33 protein-coding genes are annotated in these 26,747 nt (G+C 59.0%); 15 read left to right on the plus strand and 18 right to left on the minus strand.

The features are described from left to right. Positions 1–21: 21 nt before the first annotated feature. Positions 22–1,317 carry a helix-turn-helix domain-containing protein gene (locus AC2FJ6_RS04380; protein ID WP_170770067.1) on the minus strand — a complete coding sequence of 432 codons (1,296 nt, stop codon included), beginning with the start codon at positions 1,315–1,317 and terminating at the stop codon, positions 22–24. Positions 1,318–1,494: 177 nt separating this feature from the next. Between AC2FJ6_RS04380 and AC2FJ6_RS04385 the strand changes: the two genes are divergently transcribed. The 4 genes from AC2FJ6_RS04385 (at position 1,495) to aat (ending at position 4,721) form a co-directional block, all read left to right on the plus strand. Next, positions 1,495–2,031 carry a LuxR C-terminal-related transcriptional regulator gene (locus tag AC2FJ6_RS04385; RefSeq protein ID WP_170770066.1) on the plus strand — a complete coding sequence of 179 codons (537 nt, stop codon included), beginning with the start codon at positions 1,495–1,497 and terminating at the stop codon, positions 2,029–2,031. A 149-nt stretch (positions 2,032–2,180) separates the two neighbouring features. Continuing rightward, positions 2,181–2,681, plus strand: a complete 501-nt coding sequence (gene accB, locus AC2FJ6_RS04390; protein WP_170770065.1) for an acetyl-CoA carboxylase biotin carboxyl carrier protein — start codon at positions 2,181–2,183, stop codon at positions 2,679–2,681. A 9-nt stretch (positions 2,682–2,690) separates the two neighbouring features. Beyond that, positions 2,691–4,040: an acetyl-CoA carboxylase biotin carboxylase subunit gene (gene accC, locus AC2FJ6_RS04395; RefSeq protein WP_170770064.1), complete on the plus strand. Its 1,350-nt coding sequence runs from the start codon at positions 2,691–2,693 to the stop codon at positions 4,038–4,040. 48 nt (positions 4,041–4,088) lie between these two features. After that, positions 4,089–4,721, plus strand: a complete 633-nt coding sequence (gene aat, locus AC2FJ6_RS04400) for a leucyl/phenylalanyl-tRNA--protein transferase (RefSeq protein WP_170770063.1) — start codon at positions 4,089–4,091, stop codon at positions 4,719–4,721. Here aat and AC2FJ6_RS04405 read toward each other — a convergent pair. From AC2FJ6_RS04405 to AC2FJ6_RS04430, 6 genes are all read right to left on the minus strand, one after another. Beyond that, on the minus strand, positions 4,676–5,044 hold the full coding sequence (locus tag AC2FJ6_RS04405; protein WP_170770062.1) for a DUF2155 domain-containing protein: 369 nt from the start codon (positions 5,042–5,044) through the stop codon (positions 4,676–4,678). The two genes, aat and AC2FJ6_RS04405, sit on opposite strands and share 46 nt — an antisense overlap. Then, on the minus strand, positions 5,044–5,493 hold the full coding sequence (gene mlaD, locus AC2FJ6_RS04410) for an outer membrane lipid asymmetry maintenance protein MlaD (protein WP_170770061.1): 450 nt from the start codon (positions 5,491–5,493) through the stop codon (positions 5,044–5,046). The genes AC2FJ6_RS04405 and mlaD overlap by 1 nt, the downstream gene beginning before the upstream one ends. Before the next feature lie 12 nt (positions 5,494–5,505). Further along, on the minus strand, positions 5,506–5,889 hold the full coding sequence (locus AC2FJ6_RS04415; RefSeq protein ID WP_170770060.1) for an NADH:ubiquinone oxidoreductase subunit NDUFA12: 384 nt from the start codon (positions 5,887–5,889) through the stop codon (positions 5,506–5,508). A 79-nt stretch (positions 5,890–5,968) separates the two neighbouring features. Beyond that, positions 5,969–6,328, minus strand: a complete 360-nt coding sequence (locus AC2FJ6_RS04420) for a RidA family protein (protein WP_170770059.1) — start codon at positions 6,326–6,328, stop codon at positions 5,969–5,971. Positions 6,329–6,390: 62 nt separating this feature from the next. Then, complete coding sequence (gene clpX / locus AC2FJ6_RS04425) at positions 6,391–7,656, minus strand: ATP-dependent Clp protease ATP-binding subunit ClpX (protein WP_170770058.1); 1,266 nt, start codon at positions 7,654–7,656, stop codon at positions 6,391–6,393. A gap of 135 nt (positions 7,657–7,791) precedes the next feature. Continuing rightward, a complete protein-coding gene (locus AC2FJ6_RS04430) occupies positions 7,792–8,424 on the minus strand; it encodes an ATP-dependent Clp protease proteolytic subunit (RefSeq protein WP_170770057.1) in 633 nt (210 codons plus the stop codon). Positions 8,425–8,744: 320 nt separating this feature from the next. On the opposite strand from AC2FJ6_RS04430, the gene AC2FJ6_RS04435 reads away from it, so the two are divergent. After that, positions 8,745–9,086 carry an ArsR/SmtB family transcription factor gene (locus tag AC2FJ6_RS04435; RefSeq protein ID WP_170770056.1) on the plus strand — a complete coding sequence of 114 codons (342 nt, stop codon included), beginning with the start codon at positions 8,745–8,747 and terminating at the stop codon, positions 9,084–9,086. A 7-nt stretch (positions 9,087–9,093) separates the two neighbouring features. On the opposite strand, the gene AC2FJ6_RS04440 is transcribed toward AC2FJ6_RS04435, so the two are convergent. Further along, on the minus strand, positions 9,094–10,215 hold the full coding sequence (locus AC2FJ6_RS04440; RefSeq protein ID WP_170770055.1) for a zinc ABC transporter substrate-binding protein: 1,122 nt from the start codon (positions 10,213–10,215) through the stop codon (positions 9,094–9,096). A gap of 93 nt (positions 10,216–10,308) precedes the next feature. On the opposite strand from AC2FJ6_RS04440, the gene AC2FJ6_RS04445 reads away from it, so the two are divergent. The 4 genes from AC2FJ6_RS04445 (at position 10,309) to AC2FJ6_RS04460 (ending at position 12,534) form a co-directional block, all read left to right on the plus strand. After that, positions 10,309–10,788, plus strand: coding sequence for a Fur family transcriptional regulator (locus tag AC2FJ6_RS04445; RefSeq protein WP_170770054.1), 480 nt, complete (start codon positions 10,309–10,311; stop codon positions 10,786–10,788). Further along, a complete protein-coding gene (locus AC2FJ6_RS04450; protein ID WP_170770053.1) occupies positions 10,767–11,528 on the plus strand; it encodes a metal ABC transporter ATP-binding protein in 762 nt (253 codons plus the stop codon). Before AC2FJ6_RS04445 ends, AC2FJ6_RS04450 begins: the two co-directional genes overlap by 22 nt. After that, the gene (locus tag AC2FJ6_RS04455) at positions 11,528–12,322 is read left to right on the plus strand and encodes an iron chelate uptake ABC transporter family permease subunit (protein ID WP_170770052.1); all 795 of its coding nucleotides are present in this window, start codon (positions 11,528–11,530) and stop codon (positions 12,320–12,322) included. The genes AC2FJ6_RS04450 and AC2FJ6_RS04455 overlap by 1 nt, the downstream gene beginning before the upstream one ends. A 74-nt stretch (positions 12,323–12,396) precedes the next feature. Continuing rightward, positions 12,397–12,534 carry an entericidin A/B family lipoprotein gene (locus tag AC2FJ6_RS04460; protein WP_170770051.1) on the plus strand — a complete coding sequence of 46 codons (138 nt, stop codon included), beginning with the start codon at positions 12,397–12,399 and terminating at the stop codon, positions 12,532–12,534. A 1,077-nt stretch (positions 12,535–13,611) separates the two neighbouring features. On the opposite strand, the gene AC2FJ6_RS04465 is transcribed toward AC2FJ6_RS04460, so the two are convergent. From AC2FJ6_RS04465 to lepA, 4 genes are all read right to left on the minus strand, one after another. Continuing rightward, the gene (locus tag AC2FJ6_RS04465; RefSeq protein ID WP_496668491.1) at positions 13,612–14,061 is read right to left on the minus strand and encodes a hypothetical protein; all 450 of its coding nucleotides are present in this window, start codon (positions 14,059–14,061) and stop codon (positions 13,612–13,614) included. A gap of 116 nt (positions 14,062–14,177) precedes the next feature. Next, positions 14,178–14,492, minus strand: a complete 315-nt coding sequence (locus AC2FJ6_RS04470) for a hypothetical protein (RefSeq protein ID WP_496668493.1) — start codon at positions 14,490–14,492, stop codon at positions 14,178–14,180. A 237-nt stretch (positions 14,493–14,729) separates the two neighbouring features. Next, on the minus strand, positions 14,730–15,287 hold the full coding sequence (locus AC2FJ6_RS04475) for a hypothetical protein (protein ID WP_496668495.1): 558 nt from the start codon (positions 15,285–15,287) through the stop codon (positions 14,730–14,732). A gap of 89 nt (positions 15,288–15,376) precedes the next feature. Then, the gene (gene lepA / locus AC2FJ6_RS04480; RefSeq protein ID WP_496668497.1) at positions 15,377–17,176 is read right to left on the minus strand and encodes a translation elongation factor 4; all 1,800 of its coding nucleotides are present in this window, start codon (positions 17,174–17,176) and stop codon (positions 15,377–15,379) included. 254 nt (positions 17,177–17,430) lie between these two features. On the opposite strand from lepA, the gene AC2FJ6_RS04485 reads away from it, so the two are divergent. Both AC2FJ6_RS04485 and AC2FJ6_RS04490 read left to right on the plus strand, forming a co-directional pair. After that, complete coding sequence (locus AC2FJ6_RS04485; RefSeq protein WP_496668499.1) at positions 17,431–17,739, plus strand: hypothetical protein; 309 nt, start codon at positions 17,431–17,433, stop codon at positions 17,737–17,739. Positions 17,740–17,805: 66 nt separating this feature from the next. Beyond that, positions 17,806–18,747, plus strand: a complete 942-nt coding sequence (locus AC2FJ6_RS04490) for a LysR family transcriptional regulator (RefSeq protein ID WP_480859825.1) — start codon at positions 17,806–17,808, stop codon at positions 18,745–18,747. Here AC2FJ6_RS04490 and AC2FJ6_RS04495 read toward each other — a convergent pair. Continuing rightward, positions 18,744–19,187: a low molecular weight protein-tyrosine-phosphatase gene (locus tag AC2FJ6_RS04495; protein WP_496668501.1), complete on the minus strand. Its 444-nt coding sequence runs from the start codon at positions 19,185–19,187 to the stop codon at positions 18,744–18,746. The genes AC2FJ6_RS04490 and AC2FJ6_RS04495 overlap by 4 nt on opposite strands. A 28-nt stretch (positions 19,188–19,215) precedes the next feature. Here AC2FJ6_RS04495 and AC2FJ6_RS04500 point away from each other — a divergent pair, with 28 nt between their 5' ends. Continuing rightward, positions 19,216–19,911: an NAD-dependent deacylase gene (locus AC2FJ6_RS04500; protein ID WP_170790434.1), complete on the plus strand. Its 696-nt coding sequence runs from the start codon at positions 19,216–19,218 to the stop codon at positions 19,909–19,911. Positions 19,912–19,972: 61 nt separating this feature from the next. Further along, positions 19,973–20,581, plus strand: a complete 609-nt coding sequence (locus AC2FJ6_RS04505; protein ID WP_170782814.1) for an HdeD family acid-resistance protein — start codon at positions 19,973–19,975, stop codon at positions 20,579–20,581. A 76-nt stretch (positions 20,582–20,657) separates the two neighbouring features. On the opposite strand, the gene AC2FJ6_RS04510 is transcribed toward AC2FJ6_RS04505, so the two are convergent. From AC2FJ6_RS04510 to meaB, 5 genes are all read right to left on the minus strand, one after another. After that, positions 20,658–21,131, minus strand: coding sequence for a copper chaperone PCu(A)C (locus AC2FJ6_RS04510; RefSeq protein ID WP_496668503.1), 474 nt, complete (start codon positions 21,129–21,131; stop codon positions 20,658–20,660). Positions 21,132–21,175: 44 nt separating this feature from the next. Next, complete coding sequence (locus AC2FJ6_RS04515) at positions 21,176–21,526, minus strand: hypothetical protein (protein ID WP_336510113.1); 351 nt, start codon at positions 21,524–21,526, stop codon at positions 21,176–21,178. Positions 21,527–21,609: 83 nt separating this feature from the next. Next, positions 21,610–21,759: a hypothetical protein gene (locus tag AC2FJ6_RS04520; RefSeq protein WP_214646780.1), complete on the minus strand. Its 150-nt coding sequence runs from the start codon at positions 21,757–21,759 to the stop codon at positions 21,610–21,612. 166 nt (positions 21,760–21,925) lie between these two features. After that, positions 21,926–22,213 (minus strand): 50S ribosomal protein L28, encoded by a 288-nt coding sequence (gene rpmB / locus AC2FJ6_RS04525; protein ID WP_170326827.1) that lies wholly within the window; start codon positions 22,211–22,213, stop codon positions 21,926–21,928. Positions 22,214–22,445: 232 nt separating this feature from the next. After that, positions 22,446–23,417, minus strand: coding sequence for a methylmalonyl Co-A mutase-associated GTPase MeaB (gene meaB / locus AC2FJ6_RS04530; protein WP_170770043.1), 972 nt, complete (start codon positions 23,415–23,417; stop codon positions 22,446–22,448). A 265-nt stretch (positions 23,418–23,682) separates the two neighbouring features. On the opposite strand from meaB, the gene hrpB reads away from it, so the two are divergent. Both hrpB and AC2FJ6_RS04540 read left to right on the plus strand, forming a co-directional pair. Beyond that, positions 23,683–26,115: an ATP-dependent helicase HrpB gene (hrpB, locus tag AC2FJ6_RS04535; RefSeq protein WP_496668597.1), complete on the plus strand. Its 2,433-nt coding sequence runs from the start codon at positions 23,683–23,685 to the stop codon at positions 26,113–26,115. An 89-nt stretch (positions 26,116–26,204) separates the two neighbouring features. Continuing rightward, positions 26,205–26,663, plus strand: a complete 459-nt coding sequence (locus AC2FJ6_RS04540) for an NUDIX hydrolase (RefSeq protein ID WP_170770042.1) — start codon at positions 26,205–26,207, stop codon at positions 26,661–26,663. Positions 26,664–26,747: the final 84 nt, after the last annotated feature.

A 26,747-nucleotide genomic window follows, 5' to 3' on the forward strand; every position in this document is an offset into this window, starting at 1 on the left:
ACGCCGTCTGTCGGGAAACTGTCAAAAACCTTCGCTCAGAATCGATGGTTCGCGGCGCGACGCGCAATCATCGTTGGGGCACACCCGGCAACTGGGACCTACACGTGCGACGGCCTGATCACTGGGCTGGCCCTCTTCAACCGACCGGACCAACATGACCGAATGGTAAACAGGCGCATCATCGTAGCCTGCGACCCCTTGCGGCCACGCGTAGGCAAAGCAATCGAACTCGGCAGCCGAGCGACCAAGCTGCACGATCCGGCGACGGATCGGAACCAGAGGGCGATTCAGTGCCTGAAACAGGGGCCAAAGGGGGCAGGCCTCGCCAAATCGGGGCATTGCGAAGCCCGGAACGGATTTGGTGAACAGGATGCTGCCGGATGCATCGCAAATAACCAGCCCTGTCGGTCGCCGCAGCACGCCTTCGGGCAAAGCCGCAAGTCGCCGCAGGACGGTCGCGATATCCACGTTGAATTGAGCAGCCAGTTTCAGCGGGTCTGGTTCAGCACCGTCCAGCCCCGCTTTCACCGCGTCCAAAGGCATAGCACGTGCATCGGTTGCATAGACGTCCAGAAACCCGCGGGTCACAGTCCGGGCCGCCGTCGAATCAAAACCGCTCAGGTCCAAGTCTGAAGGGTCCGCACCAGCCTCGATTTCGGGAAAATGATGGTCGTGACGTTCAAAGAACGCCTCAACATCTTCCAGCGGCACCCCGCGCCGATCATCGGCGGTTTCGGTGTCGTCCAGGTAAGCCACCAGCGATTTGGAGCTATCTGCCAACCTCTCCGCATCCTGATGAAGGTTGCGGTGGAATCGATCCTGCCATTCAGGCTCAATCTCATGTGTTTCAGCCAGAATGGCAGCTGTGGACCGAATCGCGGCGGCGGTCGACAGCACCTCGTGCATAGAGGCCGCCAAATGCGGGTCATGGGTCAGACGGTCGGACAGGGTTTCAACGGTGCGTTCCAGCGAAACCACCCGGCGGTGCATCTGCGCCAGAACCCCCGCCCAACCGGGAAACCGCCCAGCAAATTCCTCAAGCGTATCAACCTCAGCCTGCTGACCAACTGCGTCTACCGCAGCCTCACGCAGGGCCGAGATTAGGGTGGCTTCGATCCCCTGCGTCAAGACCGAAGGCTCAACCGACAGAGCCGCCGCAATATCGACCAGTAATTTCCCCCCGATCCGGCGGCGATTGTGTTCGATCAGGTTCAGGTAAGAAGCCGAAATACCCACACGGCGCGCCAGTTCGGTCTGACGTAGACCGGCGATCTGACGCCTTTCGCGGATTCGACTTCCTGTCAGCGCGTCCCTCATAGCTGCACTTTCCCCGTCATTACCCGTGGAATTTTCGGAACTCTTGATATATTTCTATTACTTATAGTCCAATTTTCCCACCATCTTTACAACCTTAACAAAATCACAGGTCAAGCCAGGAACATATTCCCGGCCTTCCCCCTTCTCATCCCACTAAAATCCCGGCACCATAGCGGGATGAGCGACCCCGCCTTCGAATATGCCCCAATCGGCCTTGTCGAGCTGGAGAACCGGATCATCCGACGGTGCAACTTGCAATTCGCCCGCACCTTTGGCGGGGAAGAATTCGAGTACCGCAACATGCCTCTGCTGCACCTTTACCCCTCGGTCGCGGATTGGGAACGGATTGGCGCGCGCAGCCTTCAAGTGATGCGTGACACAGGATATTACACGGACGAACGGGTCATGCGGCGGCGCAATGGCGACCTGTTCTGGTGCCGTGCACGCGGTCGGTCCCTAACGCCGGACGACCCATTCCGGCATGGAATCTGGAGCTTTTCCGACATCTCGGAAGAACGCCCCCTGGTCGAGTTGACCACGCGCGAGCGCGAGGTTGCGATCCTGTCCTGCCGTGGCCTGTCAGCCAAGGAAATCGGCGTGGAACTGGGCCTGAGTTACCGCACCATCGAAGCGTACCGCGCCCGGCTGCTGGAGAAATTCGGAGCGCGAAAACTACCGGAATTGGTGGCGAAACTTTCCGGAATGCCGCTCTAGGTTTATTTCCCTACCGAAAACTTAACCAAACCCGGTTCAGACAGGCCGAGACGCGCTTTTCATGGCTGGACGCATAGATTATAACGCTGCGTAATCAGATCAAAGCCCGCAACGCACAGACGGGCCAAGGGGAACCGTCGAGGACACTCATGACAGACACTAAACACGAAGCGGATGTGGCATTCATCAAGGCTCTTGCCGAATTGCTACGCGAAAACGACCTGACCGAGTTGCAGGTCAAACGCGAATATGGCGAAGAAGACAGCCTGAACGTGCGCGTCAGCCGCATGAACCAAGCCGCAGCCGCTCCTGTTCAGGTTGCCGTCCCGGCAGCAGCCCCCGCTGCTGCCCCAGCAGCCGCACCTGCTGCTGCTCCGGCCGAAGCCCCTGCGGCAGCCGAAGACCCCGCCAGCCACCCCGGTGCCGTAACCTCGCCCATGGTGGGCACCGTTTACATGCAGCCCGAACCGGGCGCGCCTGCCTTTATCTCGGTCGGTGCGTCGGTGTCCGAGGGCGACACGCTGCTGATCGTGGAAGCGATGAAAACCATGAACCACATCCATGCGCCGAAATCCGGCACCATCAAGCGTATTTTGGTGGGCGACGGCGACGCTGTGGAATTCGGCACGCCTCTGGTCATCGTTGAGTAAGGCGGGCCCATGTTCGACAAAATCCTGATTGCCAATCGAGGCGAGATCGCCCTGCGCGTCATCCGCGCCGCGCGCGAGATGGGGATTAAGACGGTCGCCGTGCATTCGACAGCCGACAGCGACGCGATGCATGTTCGCATGGCGGACGAGTCGGTTTGCATCGGCCCTCCGCCCAGCCCGCAAAGCTATCTGTCCGTGCCCGCTATCATCTCAGCCTGCGAGATCACCGGCGCGCAGGCGATCCATCCCGGCTATGGCTTCCTTTCCGAGAATGCCGAGTTCGTGCAGATCGTAGAAGATCATGGCATAACTTTCATCGGCCCGACCGCCGAACATATCCGCGTCATGGGTGACAAGATCACCGCCAAGGACACGATGAAAGAACTGGGCGTGCCTTGCGTTCCGGGTTCCGACGGCGGCGTCCCCACGCTGGAAGACGCCAAACGTATCGGCGAGGAATTTGGCTATCCCGTCATCATCAAAGCCACCGCCGGTGGCGGCGGACGCGGCATGAAAGTCGCGATGAACGCGGATGAGATGGAAAGCGCCTTCATGACCGCGCGTGCCGAAGGCAAGGCTGCCTTTGGCAATGACGAGGTCTATATCGAGAAATACCTGACCACGCCCCGCCATATCGAGATTCAGGTCTTTGGCGACGGCAAGGGCAAGGCGGTCCATCTTGGCGAACGCGATTGTTCCCTGCAACGCCGCCACCAGAAAGTGTTTGAAGAGGCCCCCGGGCCATGCATCACCCCCGAGGAACGCGCCAAGATCGGAAAGGTCTGCGCGGACGCGGTGGCCAAGATCAACTATATCGGCGCGGGTACAATCGAGTTCCTGTACGAAAACGGCGAGTTCTATTTCATCGAAATGAACACCCGCCTGCAGGTGGAACACCCGGTGACCGAGGGCATTTTCGGCGTCGATCTTGTGCGCGAGCAAATCCGCGTGGCGGCCGGCGAAGACATGTCGTTTGGTCAAGACGATCTGGAGATCAATGGCCACGCCATCGAAGTTCGGATCAACGCGGAAAAGCTGCCCAACTTCTCGCCCTGCCCCGGCAAGATCACAGCGTATCACGCGCCGGGTGGTCTGGGCGTACGGATGGATTCGGCGCTCTATGACGGCTATTCGATCCCGCCCTACTACGACTCGTTGATTGCCAAGCTGATCGTACAGGGCCGCGACCGGGCCGAGGCGCTAGCGCGTCTGGAACGTGCTTTGGGCGAGCTGATCGTGGACGGGATCGACACCACCGTGCCTCTGTTCCACGCCTTGCTGCAAGAGCCTGATCTCCACAGCGGTGACTACAACATCCACTGGCTGGAGCACTGGCTTGCGGAGAACATGGCCGATTAACACAACCCGGTCGAAGGGCCTTGGCCTTTCGACCGCGGGATGTCCTGCATGAGCCTCTCGCCGGAACTTTTGCTACATGGCTATTCCATCGGCATTTTTCCGATGGCCGAGCACCGCGACGACCCGGAGTTGTTCTGGGTCGATCCCAAGTTTCGCGGCGTGTTTCCGCTGGACGGGCTTCACATTTCTCGCAGTCTGGCGCGGCGGATGCGCAAATGCGGATATTCGATCAGCATCAATCAAGACTTCGCTTCGGTGGTCGATGGCTGTGCCGACCGCGCAGATACGTGGATCAATAGCGAATTGCACCGGCTCTACCAACAGCTTCACCGCTCGGGCCATGCGCATTCGCTGGAGGTGTGGGACGAATCCGCGTTGGTTGGCGGCGTCTTTGGCGTGACCCTTGGCGCAGCTTTCTTTGGTGAGAGCATGTTTTCCCGCCGTACGGATGCGTCGAAAATCGCGTTGGCCTATCTGATTGACCGGCTGCGAAGAACTGGATTCCAGCTGTTCGACACACAGTTTTTGACAGCGCACCTGGCCTCGCTGGGCGCGATTGAGATACCGCGCGCGCAATACCGGCAGGAACTGGAAGAGGCAATCAAACTTGAGGCCGACTTTGTCGCGGCTTTGGATCAATCCGCCGAAGGCGTGATACAACGGATGACCCAGACGTCATAGCGCGCGTGATCCAGCGCGTTCAACGCCGGAGCCGTTGCAATCATCCAACCGTCAAACAGTTGATCTGTCTTGCCATTTTCCCAAATCGTCAGATAGGCAAAAGCGTCACCGGTCGGGTTCTCGGCCGGATATCGGCAGTCGCCCAAGGCGACATCCAGACCAAAGATTGCCTCGGTCTGACCATTTTGCATCTGGATATCCACGGTCTGGCCGCTGACTTTGTCCAACCCGCGCAACATCGCGCCCGGCCCGGATTGGACCTTTTGCTGGGCCGAAACGCCCGTTGCGGTCAACAATGCCGCGACAAGGGCTGCGCGTCGCATCAGCTGCCGTCCCCGGCAACGAATTTAACCAGCAAAGAGATCAGGCTGACCGCGCCCTGCGTGTCGGTAACTTCGTCACCCGGCTCAAAATAAAAGGGCGAACCACCAGGCATTACCTCAACGAAGTTGCCGCCCAGCAGCCCTTCGGAGGAAATCACGATCGCGCTGTCATCAGGCACCAGAATGCCGTCCGATATCGAAAAGGTTGTATCTGCGCGGTAGGTATCGGAATTCAGGGTTACCCCCGTCACAGTTCCGATTTTAACCCCGGCAAGGCGCACATCTGTCCCTACGCCCACGCCCTCCAGCGACCGGAACGAGGCCCCCAGTTCGTACCCTGTACCGCCCTGCGACAGGCCTGTGGATTGGCTGGCATAGATGCCAAACGCAACGGCACAGGCTAAAACAGCGCCGCCAACTAGGACTTCGGTTACGTTATAGCTCGACATAAATTGCCTCGTTTATTCGGGGCTCCAGGCCTCGTAATCGGAACGTTCAATCGGGTCCGGGCGGCGCAGCGACCCAGCCGGTGCATATGCCAGCGCCGAGCCCGTCAGGTTCTCCTGATGCGGTTTTTCCCATGATTTATGGGCCAGCGGCTTGTCGGTCGGTGGTTCATCCCACGTGCGGTGCAGCCAACCGTGCCAGTCAGGATCAATGCGGCTGGCCTCGGCCTCACCATTGAAGATCACCCAGCGCTTGCTGTCATCGGCGTTGCGATAAAAGACGTTACCCTGGTCATCTTCGCCAACCTTCTCACCCTTGCGTGCAGTATAGATCTGCGTGTTCAAGGTCGCCCCGTTCCACCAAGTCACGGCTCGCAAGAGATTGTTCAGGATACCCATGGGCTGCCTCCGGCAATTCTGTTTCCGCAGATATGGACCAAAGGCGCGCCAAGGTCCAGTCTCACAAGGATCACACCTGTCATTCCGGCAGATATGCGGCCACTTCGATTTCAATCCGGTATTTCGGGTCGATCAACCCACATTCGATCATCGTTGCCGCCGGTGGGTTCGCGCCGAATGTCTCGCTCAGGATTGGCCAGCAGGGTTCGAACTCGGCCTTGTCAGGCAACATGTACGTCACGCGGACCACGTCAGCAAACCCAGCTCCGGCCTCGGCCAGCGCCTTTTCGATGATCGTCAGCGCCGAACGGCACTGCTCGACCACGTCATCGCCTTGCCCGACTGTGCCCGCAACATGGACCCAGCCATCCGCAACAACAGCCCGGCAATATCCGAGTTTGGCTTCGAACTCACCACTGGACGAAATACGTTTGATCATTCCTGCGCCTCACAAGAAAACGGCGCGGAAAACCGCGCCGTATGTGTTTGAAATTAAGCGGTTTACCCGGCCGATGCAGATTCCGCTGCATCCGCATAGATGATCAGCGGTTGCGACTCTGAGGTCACGGCCTCTTCGTTGACCACAACTTCGGTCACGTTCTTCAGACCCGGAAGTTCGAACATCGTATCCAGCAGGATATCTTCCAGAATCGAGCGCAGACCACGTGCCCCGGTTTTCCGTTCGATCGCCTTCTTGGCAATCGCCTTAAGTGCGTCATCGGTAAAGGCCAGCTCGGCATCTTCCAACTCGAACAAACGCTGGTATTGCTTGACCAGCGCGTTCTTGGGCTTGGTCAGGATCGTAACCAGAGCATCCTCGTCCAGATCCTCAAGCGTTGCCAGAACCGGCAGACGACCGACGAATTCCGGGATCAGGCCGAATTTCAACAGGTCTTCGGGCTCAAGATCTTTGAAGATCTCGCCCACGCCCCGGTCATCATTGTCACGCACATCAGCACCAAAGCCCATGGCTGAACCTTTGCCGCGCTGCGCGATGATCTTGTCCAGACCCGCAAATGCGCCACCGCAGATGAACAGGATATTGGTGGTGTCCACCTGCAGGAATTCCTGCTGCGGATGCTTGCGTCCGCCCTGCGGCGGAACGCTGGCCACTGTGCCTTCCATCAGTTTCAGAAGCGCTTGCTGCACGCCCTCACCCGATACGTCGCGGGTGATCGAGGGGTTTTCGGACTTGCGCGTGATCTTGTCGACTTCGTCAATATAGACGATGCCGCGTTGCGCACGCTCGACATTGTATTCCGACGCTTGCAGCAGTTTCAGAATGATGTTCTCGACATCCTCGCCCACATACCCGGCTTCGGTCAGGGTCGTTGCATCCGCCATGGTGAAGGGCACATCCAGAATACGCGCCAGCGTCTGTGCCAGCAGCGTCTTTCCGCAGCCGGTCGGGCCGATCAGCAGAATGTTGGACTTCGCCAGCTCAATATCGCTGCCCGCTTTCTGAGCATGGTTTAGACGTTTGTAGTGATTGTGAACCGCAACCGACAGAACCCGTTTGGCGGTGGCCTGACCGATCACGTAATCGTCTAGAACCTCGCAGATGTCCTTGGGCGTCGGCACCCCGTCGCTGGACTTCAGGCCACTGGCCTTGGTCTCTTCGCGGATGATGTCCATGCACAGTTCGACGCATTCGTCACAGATGAATACTGTGGGTCCGGCAATCAGCTTGCGCACCTCATGCTGGCTCTTGCCGCAAAAGCTGCAATAGAGCGTATTTTTGCCGTCGCCGCCTGAATTCGTCGCCATGTTATACCTTTCGGGCTTCGTCTCTGCGGCCCCGCCCGGGGCCGCGTTTGCCGCTTGTTGGTGCAGCTTAGGCCACCACCGGGGCGGCTACAATCTCAAAAATGTACCCAACGTGGTCAACACGGGCACAGATTCCTACGCGTCGTCCCCGTCCATTTTTGCACGATTTTCGACGATTTCGTCGATATGGCCCCATTCTTTTGCTTCTTCCGGGCTCATGAAATTGTCACGGTCCAGCGCCTTTTCAACCGCCTTTTTTGTCTGACCTGTATGGCGCACGTAAATGTCATACAGACGATCCTTCAGCTTTTGCGTCTCGGCCGCGTGGATCATGATATCGCTAGCCTGACCCTGATAACCACCGCTGGGCTGGTGCACCATGATCCGGCTGTTGGGCAGCGAAAAGCGCATCCCCTTCTCGCCCCCGGCCAGCAGTACCGACCCCATCGAGGCCGCCTGACCGATCACCAATGTCGAACATTTCGGCTTGATATACTGCATTGTGTCGTAGATCGACAAACCGCTGGTCACAACGCCGCCGGGCGAATTAATGTAGATCGAGATTTCCTTGTTCGGGTTCTCGGCCTCAAGATGCAGCAACTGGGCCACGATCAAATGGCTCATCCCGTCATGGATCGGGCCGTTGATGAAAATGATCCGCTCTTTCAGAAGGCGCGAGAAAATATCATAGGCGCGTTCGCCACGGCTTGTCTGTTCGACCACCATGGGGACGAGCGTATTCATATAGGTATCAACGGGATCGAACATACGGAACCTGCCTGCTTTGCTATGGATCGGGACAATACCCGAAGAAACGTTACCCGAGTCTTAGTGCTGCCACTGAGGGGCTGCAAGGGGGGCCAAAGACTTCTGTATCTTCTTGTGCAAATGAGACCGTTCGGACTCGAAAAACACGCATCTTACACACAGAGCCTCACAATCATGTGCAAGCATCATCCCATCACGTCATTTTGATTCATGCATATGGGGGCAATTGGTCAAAATACAGGCAGACGGCCTCCGCACAGCGGAGATCATTGAAAATCGAAAACACTCGCCCGTCGACCGGGCCCACAAGGAAAATATAAATGGCACTGCTCCAGATTTCACAGGATATGTCACCTCAGAACCTCGAACAGATCGCGGGGAACGCAACGGACGCGTCGAACTTCCTGAAAGCCATTAGCCACGAAGGGCGGCTGATGATCTTGTGCCATTTGGTCTCTGGCGAAAAATCGGTCACCGAACTGGAAGAACTTTTGTCGGCGCGACAAGCCGCAGTGTCCCAACAACTGTCTCGCCTGCGTCTTGAGGGGCTGGTCGCGCCCCGACGCGAGGGCAAGGCGATCTTCTACCGTTTGGCAGATGATCGCCCCCGCCGGATGCTGGAACTTGTTTACGAGCTGTTTTGCACCGAAGAAGCAGCCTGAGCGCGGCTCAGGACCCGCTGGCACAATTCACGTAACCCTGCGCCATCCCCAATAGCATCGCCGAGTAATGATCGGTTCCGGGGGTGACGTCGACGCCAAGCGGGTCCAATTCATAAACTCCGGCCCCAGAACCTTCGATCGCTGTCTCGACAAGGCGCGTGTCGTATTGAGGTTCGGCGAAGGCACATTGGATTGAATCCTCTGCTACCTTCTCTTGCAGCGCGGCCAGTCGCGCAGGCCCAGGGTTGGACGCATCGCCGAGACTTACGGAGCCGGATGTTTGCAGCCCAAAACGGTTTTCGAAATACTGATAGGCGTCGTGGAACGTAATAAACCGGTGATCCTGCATCCCAGCGATTTTTGTGGCAATCTGGGCTTCTAACTCAAGCAGCTCCGCATTGGCGCGCTCTGCATTTTCCCTGTAAATGGCGGCGTTCTCCGGGTCTGACGCGGCCAGCGTCTCAGCAATGACATGGACCCAAACACGCCCGTTTGCAGGGTCGAGCCAGGCATGCGGGTCGACGCCGTCATGATCATGACCATGGTCATCGTGGTCTGCGTGGTCGTCATGATCATCGTCGTGGCTGGCGTGATCATCATGATCCTCGTGCGCCGCGTGCTCATCATCTTTGTCATGACCGTCATGATCGTCATGTCCCGCATGTTCTTCATGATCTTTGTGATCGTCATGCCCGGCGTGATCGTCATGTTCTTCGCGTTCATCATGCGAATCGTGACCATCGTGGTCTTCATGTTCGTCATGATCGTGATGGTCATCTGCAACCACGTCGCGGAATTCATACAGCACCGTACCTTCCGCATCCAACAAAGTGACGAGGCGCGCATCGCCAGACAGTGCATCCAGCGGCTTCTCCATCCATGGCGTTAGCTCTTCGCCGACCCAGAACACGACATCGGCCGATTGCAGCGCCCGCGCTTCGGATGGGCGCATGGCGTGGTCATGCGGCGAAGATCCGGCCGGGATGATCAACGCGGGCTCTCCAACACCGGTCATGACCTGCGCGACCAACGAATGAACAGGCGCAATATCCGCCGCCACTTTGGGCGGTTCGGCGACCGCCTGACTTGCCAACACAGAGCCCACAGCACAAAGAACTGACCGTCGCATAATTACCCTCGAATGATATGTTATTACATTTCTAGGTCGCTTGATATGCCCGACGTTATAACATATCAAGCCAAAAATAATTCGGAGCACCGGATGAGCACCGTCGGTTTCAGACAGCACGATCACGCCCATTGCGTACATACCGCCCTCGCCCAAGCCGAGGCGAAATGCAAAGCAAAACGTTTGCAATTTACGCCAGTTCGACGGCGTGTTCTTGAGATTTTGCTGGAAAAACACAAGGCTATGGGTGCTTATGACATCCTGGCCGTGCTGGCTGCGGAAGGCATGGGGTCACAACCCCCCGTGGCCTATCGGGCACTGGATTTTCTGGTGCAACACGGCTTTGTCCACCGCATTGAGCAGCTCAATGCCTATGCAGCATGCGCGCACCCCACCCATGATCACGTACCAGCCTTTCTGATTTGCCGATCTTGCAAAACGGTCGCCGAAACCGAAACCGAACTGACGCAGGGCCGTCTGGGCGTTGCTGCAAACACATCCGGCTTTCAAATCGAACGCGTCGTGGTCGAGGCTGAGGGCCTGTGCCCGGAATGTATTGGAACACAGGCGTGACGACCCCACTGATCACTCTCAAGGACCTGACGATCCGGGTGGATGGGCGCACAATTCTGGAAAACGTCAACGCATCGGTGTCCGAGGCCGAGATCGTGACAATTGTCGGTCCGAACGGATCGGGCAAATCGACCTTGCTGCGCGCCATGATCGGTGCCATCCCGCCAGCAGAAGGAACAGTCCACCGTGCGCCAAACCTGCGCATTGGATATGTCCCTCAGAAACTGGCTTTGGATGCGGCCCTGCCGATGACCGTGCAGCGTTTCCTTGGCCTACCCCGACGGGTCCCGGCGCAAGAGGCGGTTCAGGCCCTTGAATTGGCCGGTGTACCGGATCTCAGAAACCGGCAAATGACCAAACTGTCCGGCGGGCAATTCCAGCGTGTCCTTCTGGCCCGCGCCCTATTGGAGAAACCCCAAGTGCTTCTGCTGGATGAGGCCACGCAAGGATTGGATCAACCGGGTGCCGCGGCCTTTTACCAACGGATCGAGCAGGTGCGCCGCGATATCGGCTGTGCGGTCGTCATGGTCAGCCACGATCTGCACGTGGTCATGGCGGCCTCGGACCGGGTTCTGTGCCTGAACGGACATATCTGCTGTGAAGGGTCGCCGCGAACGGTTGCTGATGCGCCTGAATACCGTGCGCTGTTCGGCAGTGGCACCAAGGGGACCATGGCGCTCTACCAGCATCAGCACAGTCATTCGCATGACCATGATCACTCGCATGATGAGGCACATTGATGCTGGATGACTTCATGGTGCGCGCAGCGCTGGCCGGTGTTGGCGTGGCGATCGCCGCGGCCCCTTTGGGTTGTTTCGTCGTTTGGCGCCGAATGGCTTATATGGGAGAAGCCACGGCCCATGCCTCGGTCCTTGGGGTCGCACTGTCGCTTGCTTTCTCGCTTCCGCTTCTGCCCGCAATCCTGGCCTCGGCCCTTGCAATGGGGTTGGCCGTAACGTTGTTGCGCGGCAAAGGTTTTGCCATGGACACTTTGCTGGGCGTCATCGCACATACCGCGCTGGCGGCAGGTCTGGTGACGGTGGCGCTGTTGTCAGATGTACGTCTTGACCTGAACGCTTTTCTGTTTGGCGACATTCTGGCCGTGACCAAAGGGGACCTTGCCACCATCTGGATCGGAGGAGCGCTGATCCTGACAGTGATGACACTCAGGTGGTCTGCTTTGCTGGTCGCCACGCTGAACCCCGATCTGGCCTATGCATCAGGCATCGACCCCAAACGCGAGGAGCTTTGGCTGACCCTCGCCATGGCGCTGGCCGTTGCAGTCGCAATCAAAGTGGTTGGCATCCTGCTGATCGCCGCACTGTTGGTCATTCCGGCAGCCGGGGCGCGGTCGCTGGTCAAAACCCCGGAAAGCATGGCTGTTTTCGCCGCCGTGATCGGATCCCTCGCCGCTTTGGGTGGGCTCGGCGGTGCCTATCTGGCCGACACACCGGCGGGTCCCAGCATCGTCTGTGCCGCCGCAATAATCTTCCTGCTGACCGCGCTTTTTGGCCCTTTCATCCGCAAGGACTGATTCCGCTGCAAAACGCTGGTTTCGCTTTTGAAAAACTGCTAGGCACGGCGTAGCAAACACCCATGGAGACACAGATGATCCGCACCGCTCTGATTGGACTGACCCTGCTGGCCCTGACCGCCTGCGAAACTGCAAAAGGCGTTGGTCGGGATATCGAGAAAGCCGGGGACGCAATTACCAACACGGCAAGCGACGTTCAGGAAAACATCTGATCCCCTCCATTTTGGGGCAAGAACTTTGCCGCCCTCAATATATTGTTGAATGATCCAGCATATCGTGGCTATAATAGAGCCACAGGTGCATAGACGCGGCATTGCATATCTGACACGACGTTGGGGTTCTTGTGGTCACACAAGAACCCCTTCTCGCATTTGGCGAAAGGTAAGTGGCAGCCTGATTGCCCAATAGCCTGGGAAAAGGAAAAGGCGTCAGGTGCGCAGACGCGGTCTTTGCATGTGCCCTTGCGGAACACTCCTGACGCCTTGCCGGTTCGGCACACCCGAGGGAAGCACCGTTCCAGTTGTCTCGGCCCCCGCAGGAACCGCGACCACCGTGCCACGCTCTTGAAAGCGCATCACAGCCCGCATTGACCATCTGAGAGGTTTCGAAACGGTCCGACCATGATGCCCGGACCACCTTGAAACCAGCCGGTAACCCGCTGCGATCACAGGAAAACCCGAAAGTTCCCCATCATCCGCGTAGCCCCTTTGGCCTTTGCGTCCCGCCGTGACCCCTAAAGGCCTTGGCGATAACGAAACTGTTACATCCGATCCGCAGTCCGGCAAGAAAATAGCACCGCAGCATGAAAATTAGCCGTGGATAAAGTGTTGATATCCGCAGGGATGAATTTGTGGACAAGTCTGGAAACCCAGCCGCGAGGGGCTGTTGAGTACGGAAAACTCCCGTCTGTGAAAAATGGCCTCCTTCGCACCCGTTTCTGCACCCGCAAATGGGTTTCCTGAAGGTGCAGAGGCAGAATCACGTTGCCAATCCGAATCAAACCGCGCAATTCGACCTGAAAAACCAGAGAGCTCGGGCGACAGCATCGAACCACTGCAACACCGCGCTGAAGGTCGCGGGCCCAATCCCCTGCCGCCAAGAGACGCCGCGTATCTGGCGGAAAGGACCAAAAGCCTGTTGCATGTGGGGCGCGCCGCCGCCCGAACCGCCTCCTCCCTGCGGAGACGGGTAGTCCTGAGAAGCGCCCTGACCCGGCCGGAATTACCTACTACGCCGCGGCATACCTTAGCAGCCGGTACCCCCTACAGCCCGTCCGAGTCAGGGTCGCTTCAGTTCACCTGCCGTTCCAGAACGGTGCTGTAGGTCGTTCCACGACGCAGGCTACGGAAATCCGCATAGATCTTGCCGTCTTCATAGCGGGCATCAATCAGCGCATTCACACCGATCTCGGGATTGGCCGAACTTTCGACCATGCTGATCCGGGTTGGATCATCCAGGCTGATGGTGCCGGTCGCATCCAGCATCCGCCAGTCCTGAGTGGCATTGGAACGCCACTTGCTGGGCCCCCAGAACACGTTGTCCTTTTGCTTCTGGATATCCAGAACCCACTCGGCCTGATTGAACCGCGGCGCGTCGCCGGTTGTCGTCCGGTTCGGACCGACCGTGGTATAGCTGCCCACCCAGGTCCCGCGCAGGTCGGGCGTGTCGGCCATGGCTGAGGTGGCAAGGGTGAGGCTCGTGGCCAAAGCGGCTGCTCCGGCAGTCAAAAATCTGGTCATGGTCTCTCCTCCGTTTGTGTCCGGGCCGTTGCTGGCCTGTTCAACAGATTGGGAGGAGGCAGACGTGTTACAACATTTCTAAAGGAAGCTTCATGAAGGGTTTAGATCGCCGTTAATCAGGCCCACGCCAAGGCAGTTCCGACAACGACCAGAGCAATCCCGACCCCTTCACGCATCGAGAAGTTTTCACCGAACAAGAAGAACGAGGCGATGGCGATCAGCACAACCTCGGCCCCCAGAATGCCGGTATATATGATGCCCAACCGCTCCTCGCGGAGCGCCGCAAGCTCCAACGTTGCGGCGGCCAGCAGGGTTGCCACGATCAGAAGGGTCAGCCCAATGCCGGGGATTTTCCACCAGAACTTCATCGAGATCATGGCAATGGAATAGAGACCCGCCGACCCGAGGGCGATGAAGGGGATCATGGACATAGAGGGTTCCTGCTGAAGTTGCCGTTGGGTCAACACTAACATGAGGGAGAAGGCGAGACTGTGAGTTGGGTCACAGTTGTCCCATCAACAGAACCGAGGGCAGCGCCGGCCCGCGGGGTGGCGCAAACGCTCCGCCCGTTTGCCGGAGGCAAACCTTTGGTTTTGCGGGGATGATCGGCGCGGCGACCGTGTGGAGCGATTGAAAACTATGGTTCGGTTGCGACTTGGGTTGAAGTGTTACACAAGGTATTCAGGTGGTTCCTGTTCTACCAAACCCTCGAGATAGTACTCGATATTTCTGCTAATCTTCTCAAAAACAGCCGGTAAATAGGGCCAAATCGTATCCAACCTCAGGTTCCCTGAAATCGGCCGTTCATGATACGTTTCTAGATACGCTTCAACTTCGTCAGACAAATCTCCTAAAACCAAAGCAAAGTCGGAACTCGGATCATCATCGTGCAAATAGGACAGATGAGCTATGGCGCATCCCATACTATATGCAAGTTCAACCCACCCCCCAGCGATATCGGACATCGCCCTATCAGTTATTCTTTTTCCCGTCCTCGGGTTCTTAAAATGTCCCGTGTGGAAAAACTCACGGCAGAATTCCTCCCTTTCTGAAACTGGCAATGAACAAACATATGTTGCTCGCAACAGTGAATCCAACTCGAAGCGAATGATACCAGCTTGAACGGAGGGAACCGAACTCAGTGCCTCAAACGCAAAACCATGCTTCTTGCTTCTTTCGCCAATCAATTCAGCAAATTCTATTGTGTATGGACCAGGAAAGGACAAAAAGAACCCTCAAATGAGCATTTTGGCGAGTTAGGTTAACGCCTATCTTCTTCCCCCAAATATCGTGAATCACCTAAAAATGAAAAGAACTAGCTGTCCATCTTCAACGCTGAAATAAATGCCTCTTGCGGGATATCCACCTTCCCGAACTGGCGCATCTTCTTTTTACCCGCTTTCTGCTTGTCCAGCAGTTTGCGTTTCCGCGTGGCGTCGCCTCCGTAGCATTTGGCGGTCACGTCCTTGCGCAGCGCCGAGAGGGTCTCGCGGGCGATGACCTTGCCTCCGATGGCGGCCTGGATCGGGATTTTGAACATGTGGCGCGGGATCAGGTCCTTGAGCTTTTCGCACATCGCCCTGCCCCGCATCTCGGCCCGGTCGCGGTGAACCATGGTTGACAGGGCGTCAACGGGTTCGTCATTCACCAGCACCGACATCTTGACCAGATTGTCCTGCGTGTAGCCGGTCATCTGGTAGTCAAAGCTGGCGTAACCTTTTGTTACCGATTTCAGGCGATCATAGAAGTCGAACACAACTTCGTTGAGGGGCAGATCATATACAACCATTGCACGTGACCCGGCATAGGTCAGGTCCAGCTGGATGCCGCGGCGGTCTTGGCAGAGTTTCAACACGTCGCCGAGGTATTCGTCGGGCACCAGAATGGTCGCCTTGATGCGCGGTTCCTCGATATGGTCGACCTTCGAGGGGTCGGGCATGTCGGCGGGGTTGTGCAGCTCGATCATCTCGCCGTCTTTCATGTAGACGTGATAGATCACCGACGGCGCAGTGGTGATCAGCTCGATATCGTATTCACGTTCGATCCGGTCACGGATGACCTCAAGGTGCAACAGACCAAGGAACCCGCAGCGGAAGCCAAAGCCCAACGCGGCTGAGGTTTCCATTTCGAAGCTGAACGAGGCATCGTTCAGCGCCAGTTTGTCGATCGCGTCGCGCAGATCCTCGAATTCGGAACTGTCGACGGGAAAAAGGCCGCAGAACACCACCGGCTGCGCCGGTTTGAAGCCTGTCAGAGCTTCTTCAGTGCCGTTGCGGTCATTGGTGATGGTGTCACCGACGCGGGTATCGCGGACCTGTTTGATTGAAGCGGTCAGAAAGCCAATCTCACCGGGGCCGAGGCTGTCGACCATCTCCATCTCGGGGCGGAAGACGCCAACGCGGTCGACATGGTGCAGGGTGTTGTTCGACATGAACTTGACCCGCATCCCCTTTTTCAGCGTGCCGTCCATGATCCGCACCAGAACGATGACGCCCAGATAAGCGTCGTACCACGAATCCACCAGCATCGCCTTGAGCGGTGCGTCAAGATTGCCTTGCGGTGCGGGCAGTTGCTGCACGATGGCCTCAAGCGTTTCGTGGATGCCCTGCCCCGTCTTAGCCGAGACCTGAATGGCGTCGGTCGCGTCGATGCCGATCACATCCTCGATCTGTTCGGCCACGCGGTCACAGTCGGACGCGGGCAAGTCGATCTTGTTCAGCACCGGAACGATTTCGTGGTCGGCGTCGATGGCTTGGTACACGTTCGCCAGCGTCTGCGCCTCGACCCCTTGGGTCGAGTCCACCACCAGCAAAGAGCCCTCGACCGCGCGCATGGAGCGGCTGACCTCATAGGCGAAGTCCACGTGGCCGGGGGTGTCGATCAGGTTCAGCACGTATGTCTCGCCATCATCAGCCGTATAGTCGATGCGAACCGTGTTGGCCTTGATGGTGATGCCACGCTCACGCTCGATATCCATGCTGTCGAGCAGCTGTTCCTTCATGTCGCGATCCTTGACTGTTCCGGTCTCTTGGATGAGCCGGTCAGCAAGGGTGGATTTGCCATGGTCGATATGCGCGACGATGGAGAAATTGCGGATATGAGCGAGGTCTGTCATAGCGACGGGATATGGTTGGAAAACGGGCGCTGGTCAAGGTGGGACAAGGCGTTCGTGGCCCTTATTCCACAGTGACAAAGCGCCTTCGCATAACAAAGCAGGGCGGGTCATAATTTGGCCACTGTTCTTATCGAATTTTGTGTCATCACAATTCTGCAACGCCCGATTGATCCACACCCCTATTTGATTCATACTCCGCCAAAGGCCGAGAGGGGCGCAAGACCCCTCCGGGCAGGCAAAAACGAGGCTCGAGCATGAAAAAGTTCCTCCTGATCGCATTCTGCGCTGCGTCTTTGGCAACCACTCCGCTGGCAGTCGGGGCCGCTCAGATCAAACAGGCATGTCTGGCATCCGACCGTTCGGCAGCGACACGCGACCGATGCAGTTGCATTCAGCGCGTGGCCGATCAGGCGCTGACGCGCAGCGACCAAAAGACCGTCTCGAAATGGTTCGCTGATCCTCATAAGGCGCAGGAGTTGAAGATGTCGCGCAGCGCGCGCGATGATGCTCTTTGGGATCGGTATCAGAATTTCGGCCAGATGGCGCAGGCGATCTGTAGCTAAACACCTCAGCATCCTTGACCTGACCCGCCCTGCGCCCCAGAAAAGGCGCAATGAAAGAGGTGTTCGATGGTGATGAAAGGGCTTACTCTGCGGGGACTTGAAGTGTTCGAGGCCTTGGCGCGCACCGGTTCGGTGGCGCAGGCGGCCGAGATCACCGGGCTCAGCCAGCCATCGGTTAGCCAGCAATTGCGCAATCTGGAAAACGCATTGGGCACCGAACTGGTCGACCACGGACGCCGACCAATGCGGCTGACGCAGGCCGGGCGCAGCTTTCTGGCCCGCGCCGAGACCGTTCTTGCCGAATTGCAAATGGCTCAGAGCGAGTTGACCGTGATGGATCTGGGCCATCTGACCACCCTGTCCATCGGGTTGATCGACGATTTTGACAATGACCTGACACCTAGACTGGCGACGTTGCTGGCCGACAGCCTGACGCGTTCGAAATTCAAGCTGATCACCTTGCCCAGTCTTGATCTGTTTGCCGAACTCGAGGCACAGCGCCTGCACCTGGCCGTCTCGGCCCATTCCGGTGAAGTGCTTGAGGGCGTGGCCGAATACCCGCTGGTGCAGGATCCGTTCATTCTGGTCACTCCCAAAGGAGCGCAGGATGCGGTGCAGACGCTTCCGTTTCTGCGCTACGCCCGTGAACAGCTTATCAGCCGCCAGATCGAGGCACATCTGGCCCGCCAGAAGCTAGAGTTCGAGGAACGGTTCGAGATCGGCTCGCATCTTGCGCTGATGGCAATGGTCGCGCGTGGCCTCGGCTGGGCCATCACCACGCCCTTGGGGTTCATGCGCGCCGCCCGGTTCCATGAAGGGCTTGAGGCGCACCCTGCCCCGTTTGGGGATTTCTCGCGGATGATTTCCCTGTTCACCCGCACTGACTGGTCCGATCAGGTCCCGCAAGAGGTGGCCGACATGATGCGCCGCCTGATGCGCAGCCAGATCGTGGACCCGGCGCTATCGCAACTGCCATGGCTGGAGAGCCGGCTAAAGGTGATGGGCTAAGCGCGCAGATGCGTCTCAAGGCCTACGACGGCCGCTTCGATCAGGTCCAGCGCTCCGTCGAAATCGCGGGTATAGTAAGGATCGGGCACATGGTCCGCACCAGATTGCGGTGCAAAATCGGTCAGCAAACGAACCGGGGTGTCGTTGCCCGCAGGCCGCAGATCCTCGATATTCGCGATGTTGTCGGCATCCATCCCGATGATCAGATCGAACCGGTGGAAATCCTCGGCCACGAATTGCCGCGCCCGTAGATCGTCCAGCTTAATCCCGCGCGCCCGCGCCGCTTTTTGCATCGGCCCATAAGGCGGATCACCGATATGCCAGCCCGAGGTCCCGGCACTGTCGGTGACAAAATGGGGCGCACGGGTACGAAAAGCACCTTCGGCGGCAGGAGAACGGCAGATATTGCCCAGACAGACAAACAGGATACGGTTGCTCATGAGGCAAGGTGTAGCGCGTGAGGCAAAGATGGGAAAGATCGTCATTCTGACAGGTGCCGGGATTTCCGCCGAAAGCGGTTTGGGCACATTTCGCGACGAAGGCGGTCTGTGGTCCCAGCACCGGATCGAAGACGTCGCCACGCCCGAGGGCTTTGCACGTGATCCAGCGTTGGTTCACGGCTTTTACAACGCCCGCCGTATTCAGGCTGCCAAAGCGCAGCCCAACGCCGCCCATCTGGCGCTCGCCCGCCTGCAACGCGACTTTCCGTCGGAGGTTGTGATCGTCACCCAGAATGTTGACAACCTGCACGAGGCTGGCGGGGCCGAAAACGTCCTGCACATGCACGGCACGCTTGCAGGAGCACTCTGTGCCACTTGCGATCATCGCTGGACTGCCCCACCCGAGATGTCCGTGGGCGAGGTTTGCCCGGCCTGCACCGCCCCCTCTGCCCGACCCGACGTGGTCTGGTTCGGCGAGATGCCGTATCACATGGACCTCATTTACGACCACTTGGCAGGGGCGACCGTTTTTGCATCAATCGGCACGTCGGGCCAGGTCTACCCGGCAGCTGCATTCGTACACGAAGCTGCCTTGGCCGGAGCGCGAACGGTTGAACTAAACCTTGATCCCTCGGATGGCGCCTCGCGGTATGATGAAGTCATTCTGGGCCCAGCCACTCAGATCGTGCCGCAGTGGGTCGACGGATTGCTGACACATTCCTAACCTGCGGTTGAAAAACGATTTATTTTGGGGCTGAATAACCCTGCCAATACCGGAGGCCCCAATGACCGACCCGAACAACCCGCAGCCAGAGATCCTTGAGGCACACAGCATGGACAGCCGCGATGCGCTGGGCGATCAACTGGCCAATCTGTGGTGGACCTTCCTGCTGCGCGGCCTTCTGGCAGGCGCGCTGGGAATTGCAGCGCTGTTCTGGCCCACGGGTAGTATCGCACTGCTGCTGCGGCTGGTGGGGGTGTTGCTGGTATTGGATGGCGGCCTCACCCTGCTGGGGTTCGGGCGGCGCGGCCTGATCGGCGGTGTTGGCGTCGGCGCGCTGCTGATCGGTCTGGTACTACTGATCTGGCCCGAAGGCGTCGCGCGCTTGACCTTTTTCCTGCTAGGCGCATGGGCGCTGATCGTGGGGATCGGCGCGCTGATGGCGTGGCGACAAATGCCCGAACGCAACCCAGATGCGGGGACTGTTCGCAATTCGGGGATCGTTGCCCTAATCATCGGGCTGGTCCTGTTGTTTTGGCCCGGTAGTGGTATGGTCGCGCTTGGCTGGGCGATCGCCTTCTCAGCCCTGGCCTTCTCTGCCGTCATGTTCTTTCTGGCAGCGCGCTTCAAACGCGCCCATGACCGGGTCGCCCCGCGTGTCGTTAACCGCTAAGGCGCAAACAGGCCGGGTTTTACCCGGCCTGACGCATGGATGACGGCCGCATCGCGGCTCGAAGACAGGCGTAGGCCTAGTTAGAATGCGACCCGTGGCCGCCCGTATCGTGACGTTCCAAATCGACGGGAACCTCGATCACGACCTCACCGGCTTTTTCGAAGATCAGCGTCACAGGAACCGTTTCACCTTGTTCGAACGGAGCGGCAAGCCCCATGAACATCACATGGTCGCCGCCGCGTTTCAGCATATGCGACTCGCCCGCCGAGATCACAAAGCCTTCCTCAACATGGATCATCTTGGCAACGCCGTTTGCATCGATCTCATGGGTATGCAACTCGACCCGCGCCGCCGCGTCGGATTGCACACCGATCAGCCGGTCCTCGGCATCGCCACTGTTTTTAATCACCATAAAGGCCGCCCCGGCCTTGGCTGCTTTGCCAGCCGAACGCGCATAGGCATCCTCGACCGTGATAGTGTCCTGCGCCATAGCGGCGGAGGCAAAGGTAACGGCGGCCAGCACCGCCGTGAATTTGGATGAAAAGGGCATTGCGCCTCTCCTGACTTGGGTATTTGAACGAACTGAGTTTGCGATCAAATCCGGGCCGGAGGCGCGCGCGCCGGATGATGTGGACGGGGTGCCGCGATCAGATTTCCGCGCGTGCGTGCCGGCACGGCAACCTTGGGGCGCGGCGCAGGCGGAACGTCCACATGCGGCGCGTCAATCGCCCCCAGCAATGTCAGCGCATAGTCCGGACAATAGTGCGGCGGTTGCGTCGGTTGCCCTTCGGCATCCATATAGACCACCACCGGCCCCGTACCCGTACACAGCACCATCTGCCCAACAGCGGCATCCACCCCGCGCGAGGCCGCAACGCTCTGACCGGTCAGGACAACCAGCAGCGATAGCATGTAAGGCAAGAGATATTTCAGAACGGGTCTCACTCTGACCCACGGTATAAGCCCGAGGGAAAGCGGGCTTCAAGCACAATCGGCAGCGCTAGAAGCCCTTGGTTTGAAATGAACCGTCAGCGGTCCAGTTCCGGTCGTTTTACGGACCCTTTGGTCAAGCTCGTATGCAGCCGGTTCACCTGACGTTGCATCCGAAAACCTGTCCCAAAGGTATTGCCGAAAAAACCGGTCAACAGGGCAAGAAAATCGTAGGATTTGAAAGACATGAGAGTGAACTCCGCCAGATGAATATGACTAAACTTAACCCTACGTCAGCCAACTGTATGTGAACATTGTCACGCTGGAAGTGCTTTTCTCATAATGTCTTGACTGTAAACGAAAAGACCCCGCACCGGACAGGTGCAGGGTCAAAATTCGCAGATCGCAAAAAGCTTAGGCGGAGGCCTGTGCCTTAGCGATTTCTTTTTTCACTTTCAGCGCGTTGGCCGACAGCTCTTCGTCCTTGGCTTTGGCCAGGAACGCGTCCAGACCACCACGGTGGTCGACCGAGCGCAGCGCAGCCGCCGAGATGCGCAGCTTCACGCCGCGGCCCAGAGCTTCGGACTGCAAGGTGACGTCGTTCAGGTTGGGCAGGAAACGACGACGAGTTCTGTTTTTGGCGTGGCTGACATTGTTGCCAGTCATCGGGCCTTTTCCGGTCAGTTCGCAACGGCGCGACATGGTTTCTTCCTTTGTTTCTGGAGGCCAGGCAAAACGCCCTCGGCCAAATCACAAGGGGCACAACCCGAAGTCGCGCCCGAAAACTGGTTGGATGCGTTTAGTGGGAATCGCCGAGAGGGTCAAGACGGATCAACGGAATTCTTTGACTTTGCTGCATGACGCCGGGGCGCACCCGTCACATCATGGTTTTGCCAAGAAAATTCGCAAAAAGAACACCCCTCTGACCAGCCCCCTAAGCCAGATGAGACAGCATCTGTTGCGCAGCAGCAGCCGGGCTGAGCAACCCTTGCGCGACTTTGGCATTCAACGATGCCATTTCAGCTTTGGCCTCGGACGTTTCCAGCCTGGCCAGCAGGGCATGGCGCACCTCCTGATCGAACCAGAAACAGGCTTGATCGGACCGGTTCACTGCCCATTGACCTGTTTCACGGCGCCATTGGCTAAGCGCCTGCATCTCGACCCAAGCCTGTTCCAACCCGTGTTCTTCCACGGCTGAAACCGTCATTGCCTTGGGAAAGCCCTCAGGGTCCTGCGGGCGCTTGCGCAACAGCCGCAATGCTCCCGCATAATCTGCGCAGGTACGGGTCGCGGTAGCCTTGAGGTCCCCATCCGCCTTGTTGACCAGAATCACATCCGCCATTTCCATGATGCCACGCTTGACCCCCTGCAATTCGTCCCCGCCCGCCGGTGCGAGCAAGAGCAGGAACAAGTCCGACATCTCGGACACCACGGTTTCGGATTGCCCCACGCCAACGGTCTCAATCAGAACCACGTCGAACCCTGCGGCCTCGCACAGGGCGATGGCCTCGCGGGTGCGACGGGCCACACCACCCAGATGGCTTTGGCTTGGGGACGGGCGGATAAAGGCGGCGCGTTCGCGGCTCAGACGCTCCATCCGGGTCTTATCGCCCAGAATGGACCCGCCGGACCGGGCCGAGCTGGGATCGACCGCAAGAACAGCAACGCGCAGCCCCTGCCCGATCAACATCATGCCGAAGCTTTCGATAAATGTGGATTTGCCAACGCCCGGCGTGCCCGACAGCCCGATACGCAGCGCCTGCCGCCCGGAATTGGCCAGACGCGCCAATAGTTCACCCGCCTGCGCCCGGTGGTCAGCACGGCCGCTTTCGACCAAAGTGATCGCGCGGGCCAGCGCACGCCGGTCTCCGTCCAAAATCCTGTCACTCAGGTTGTCTATGTCCATTTTCGTCCCAACCTCCTGCGGCTCCACTACTTGCCGTCGCCACAGCCGATTTGTCCAGACCGGACTGTGCGAAGAACCCGCTGGATGCCAACACGCTGCGCTGTTTTTGTGACCCTGGCGATTGGTTTTTGTCCCCCTCACCGTCGCTGCTCAGGCCCACTGTGCGGACCCGCTTTGGGTAAAGGTGAGCTTGATCGTCCTGTCCTCTGGCGAAACCGGAACAGCTGAACTGGACGCCGCGCGGCGCTTGGCGGATAAAGCCTGCATGACTCGCCTGCCAATCGACGACGCCATTCCTGAGCTGCTGGCTGCCCTGAAATCCGCAGGGCGGGCCGTACTACAAGCGCCTCCAGGCGCAGGTAAGACGACGCGGGTCCCACTGGCGATGCTCGAGGCGGGGTTGTGTGACGGCAAGATCGTGATGCTGGAACCGCGCCGTCTGGCTGCCCGTGCGGCAGCGGAACGCATGGCCGAAACGCTGGGCGAACGTGCGGGGCAGACGGTGGGCTACCGGGTACGGGGCGAAGCGAAGGTGTCGGCCAATACCCGGATCGAGGTCGTGACCGAAGGCATCCTGACCAGGATGCTACAATCCGAACCCGACCTGCCCGGCGTTGGCGCGGTGATCTTTGACGAATTCCACGAACGGTCCCTTAATGCCGATTTGGGACTGGCGCTGTGCCTTGAGGTGACAGGCGCGTTGCGCGACGATCTGATCCTTTTGGCCATGTCTGCCACGTTGGACGCCGAACCTGTCGGGCGGTTGATGAACGCGCCACTAGTAACCTCGTCCGGCCGCAGCTTTCCGGTTGAAACACGCTGGCTGGACCATCCTTTGGGCACGAAGGCGCGACGGCTGGATGCTCTGGTCGATCTGGTGGTGCAGGCCGAACACGAAACAACCGGCGGGGTGTTGGTTTTCCTGCCAGGCGAGGGCGAGATTCGCCGCGCCGAAAACGCCTTGGCCGGGCGCTTGCCCGATGTGTGTGTTGTGCGCCCCCTATTCGGCGCGATGCCCTTTGCCGCCCAGCGCAAGGCGATTGCTCCGGTCGAGACGAGGCGCAAGGTCGTTCTGGCCACGTCGATTGCCGAAACCTCTCTAACCTTTCCCGACATCCGCGTTGTGGTCGATATGGGACAGGCACGGCGGGCGCGGTTTGATCCGGGATCAGGCATGTCGCGGCTGGTAACGGAACGGGTCACACGCGCCGAGGCAACCCAACGCACGGGCCGTGCCGGACGCGTGGCTGAAGGTGTTTGCTATCGCCTTTGGTCCAAGGGCGAAGAGGGCGCCCTTTCCGCCTACCCTTCGGCCGAGATCGAGGCAGCCGACCTGACTGGTCTGGCGCTGGAACTGGCGCTTTGGGGGGCAGAACCGGGCGATCTGGCCTTTCTGACCCCTCCGCCCGAAGGCACGATGTCTGAGGCCCGCGCCTTGCTGACCATGTTGGGCGCACTGGACCGCAAGGGGCGGATCACCGATCACGGTCGCGCGCTGGCCGCCCTGCCCCTGCACCCAAGGCTGGGACATATGCTGGAACGTGCCGGGCCGGACGCCGCCGCTCTGGCCGCGTTGATGGCCGAGCGCGACCCGCTGCTTGGCGCGCCTGTTGATATGTTGTTGCGGCTTGAGGCCTTGCGCGACCCGCGCGCATTTCAACGCAACCGCGTCTGGCAAGTAAATACGGGTGCGCTTGACCGCATCAAGGCCGAGGCCAAGCGGCTGCGCAGCAAGGGCAGCCCATCCGACCTGAGCCCCGCCACCATGGCCGCGCTGGCCTATCCCGACCGCATCGGCCAACGCCGCAAAGGCGATGAGCCGCGCTATGTCTTGTCGGGTGGCAAGGGAGTGGTGCTGGACAGCACGGACACTCTGGCCGCAGCCCCCTATCTGGTTGTCACCGACACCGACGGCAATCCGCGCGAGGCGCGCGTGCGCATGGCTGCGCAGATCTCGGAACGTGAAATCCGTGATCTCTTCGCGGATCAGATCGCCTGGGTCGAAAGTTGTGCGTGGTCCAAACGCGACCGCCGCGTCATCGCCCGCAGGCAGGAACGGCTGGGCGCGATTACCTTGGATGACCGTATCTGGAAGGACGTGCCCGACGAAACCTTGGCACTGGCGATGTTGGACGGTGTCCGCGACCTCGGACTGCGGCTCGAAGGGGCCTCCGCCCGGCTGGCGGCGCGGGTCGAACTTGTCCGCGCCGAAGGTGCCAACCTGCCCGATTTCTCAGCCGAGGGGTTGATGAAAACTCTAGAAGACTGGCTGCTGCCCATGCTGTCGGGCGTGCGCTCGGCCGAGGACTGGAAGCGGTTTGATCTGCTGCCGGCCCTGCGTGCACGGCTAGACTGGAACCAGACGCAGGAACTGGACCGACGTGCGCCGGGCGCGTTTCAGACGCCGTTGGGCCGCAAGGTACCGATTGATTATGGCGGGGCGATCCCGGAAATCTCGGTCCGGTTACAGGAACTGTTCGGTGTCACGCGCCATCCGGTTGTCGGAGGCGAACCGCTGAAGATCACCCTGCTGTCCCCGGCCCAACGCCCCATTCAGATCACACGCGACCTGCCGGGGTTCTGGGCGGGCTCCTACGCTGATGTCCGAAAGGACATGCGCGCGCAATACCCCAAACACCCCTGGCCCGAAGACCCCACACAGGCCGACCCAACCTTGCGTGCGAAACGACGCAATTAGGCCTGCCCCTCCGGTTTATTGAATATATCTTCTTTCGTTGTTATTTGACCGCTTGAGGAGGCGCTCGGGCAGGCCGGCGTAAAAAATACATGTCACATTGGTTGCGAAATACCTGGGAGGAGATCCTTCGCCCCCTGTTCCTGCGTCCCCGCAGGGTGCAGGTCGCAGCGTTGTGCACGCGCCAAACCGATAGTGGGATCGAGGTGCTACTGATCACCAGCCGCGACACCGGTCGCTGGATCATCCCAAAGGGCTGGCCCATGGATGGCAAAGACGGTGCGGAAACGGCTGCGCAAGAGGCATGGGAAGAGGCCGGCGTTCAGGCCGCACATATCCACCGGGACCCGGTGGGGCGCTATACATATGACAAAAAGCTAAACGACGGATCTTTGCTTCCGGTTTTGACCAGCGTGTACCGAATTGAGGTAGAGGAGTTGGCGGACGAGTTCCCGGAGCTCGGCCAGCGCGAGCGGCACTGGGTTCGCCCGTCCGAGGCGGCAGAGCGGGTGAACGAGCCCGAATTGCGTGCGCTTCTTCGTCGGTATTAACACATTCGCAAGCCCTGAAAGGGCAGAAGGTTGAATAGCAGGCCCGAACCTTGTATCGGCCTGCGCTAGCCCGCAACCACTTGC

It is taken from the genome of Ruegeria sp. CDSA089, from assembly GCF_059612205.1.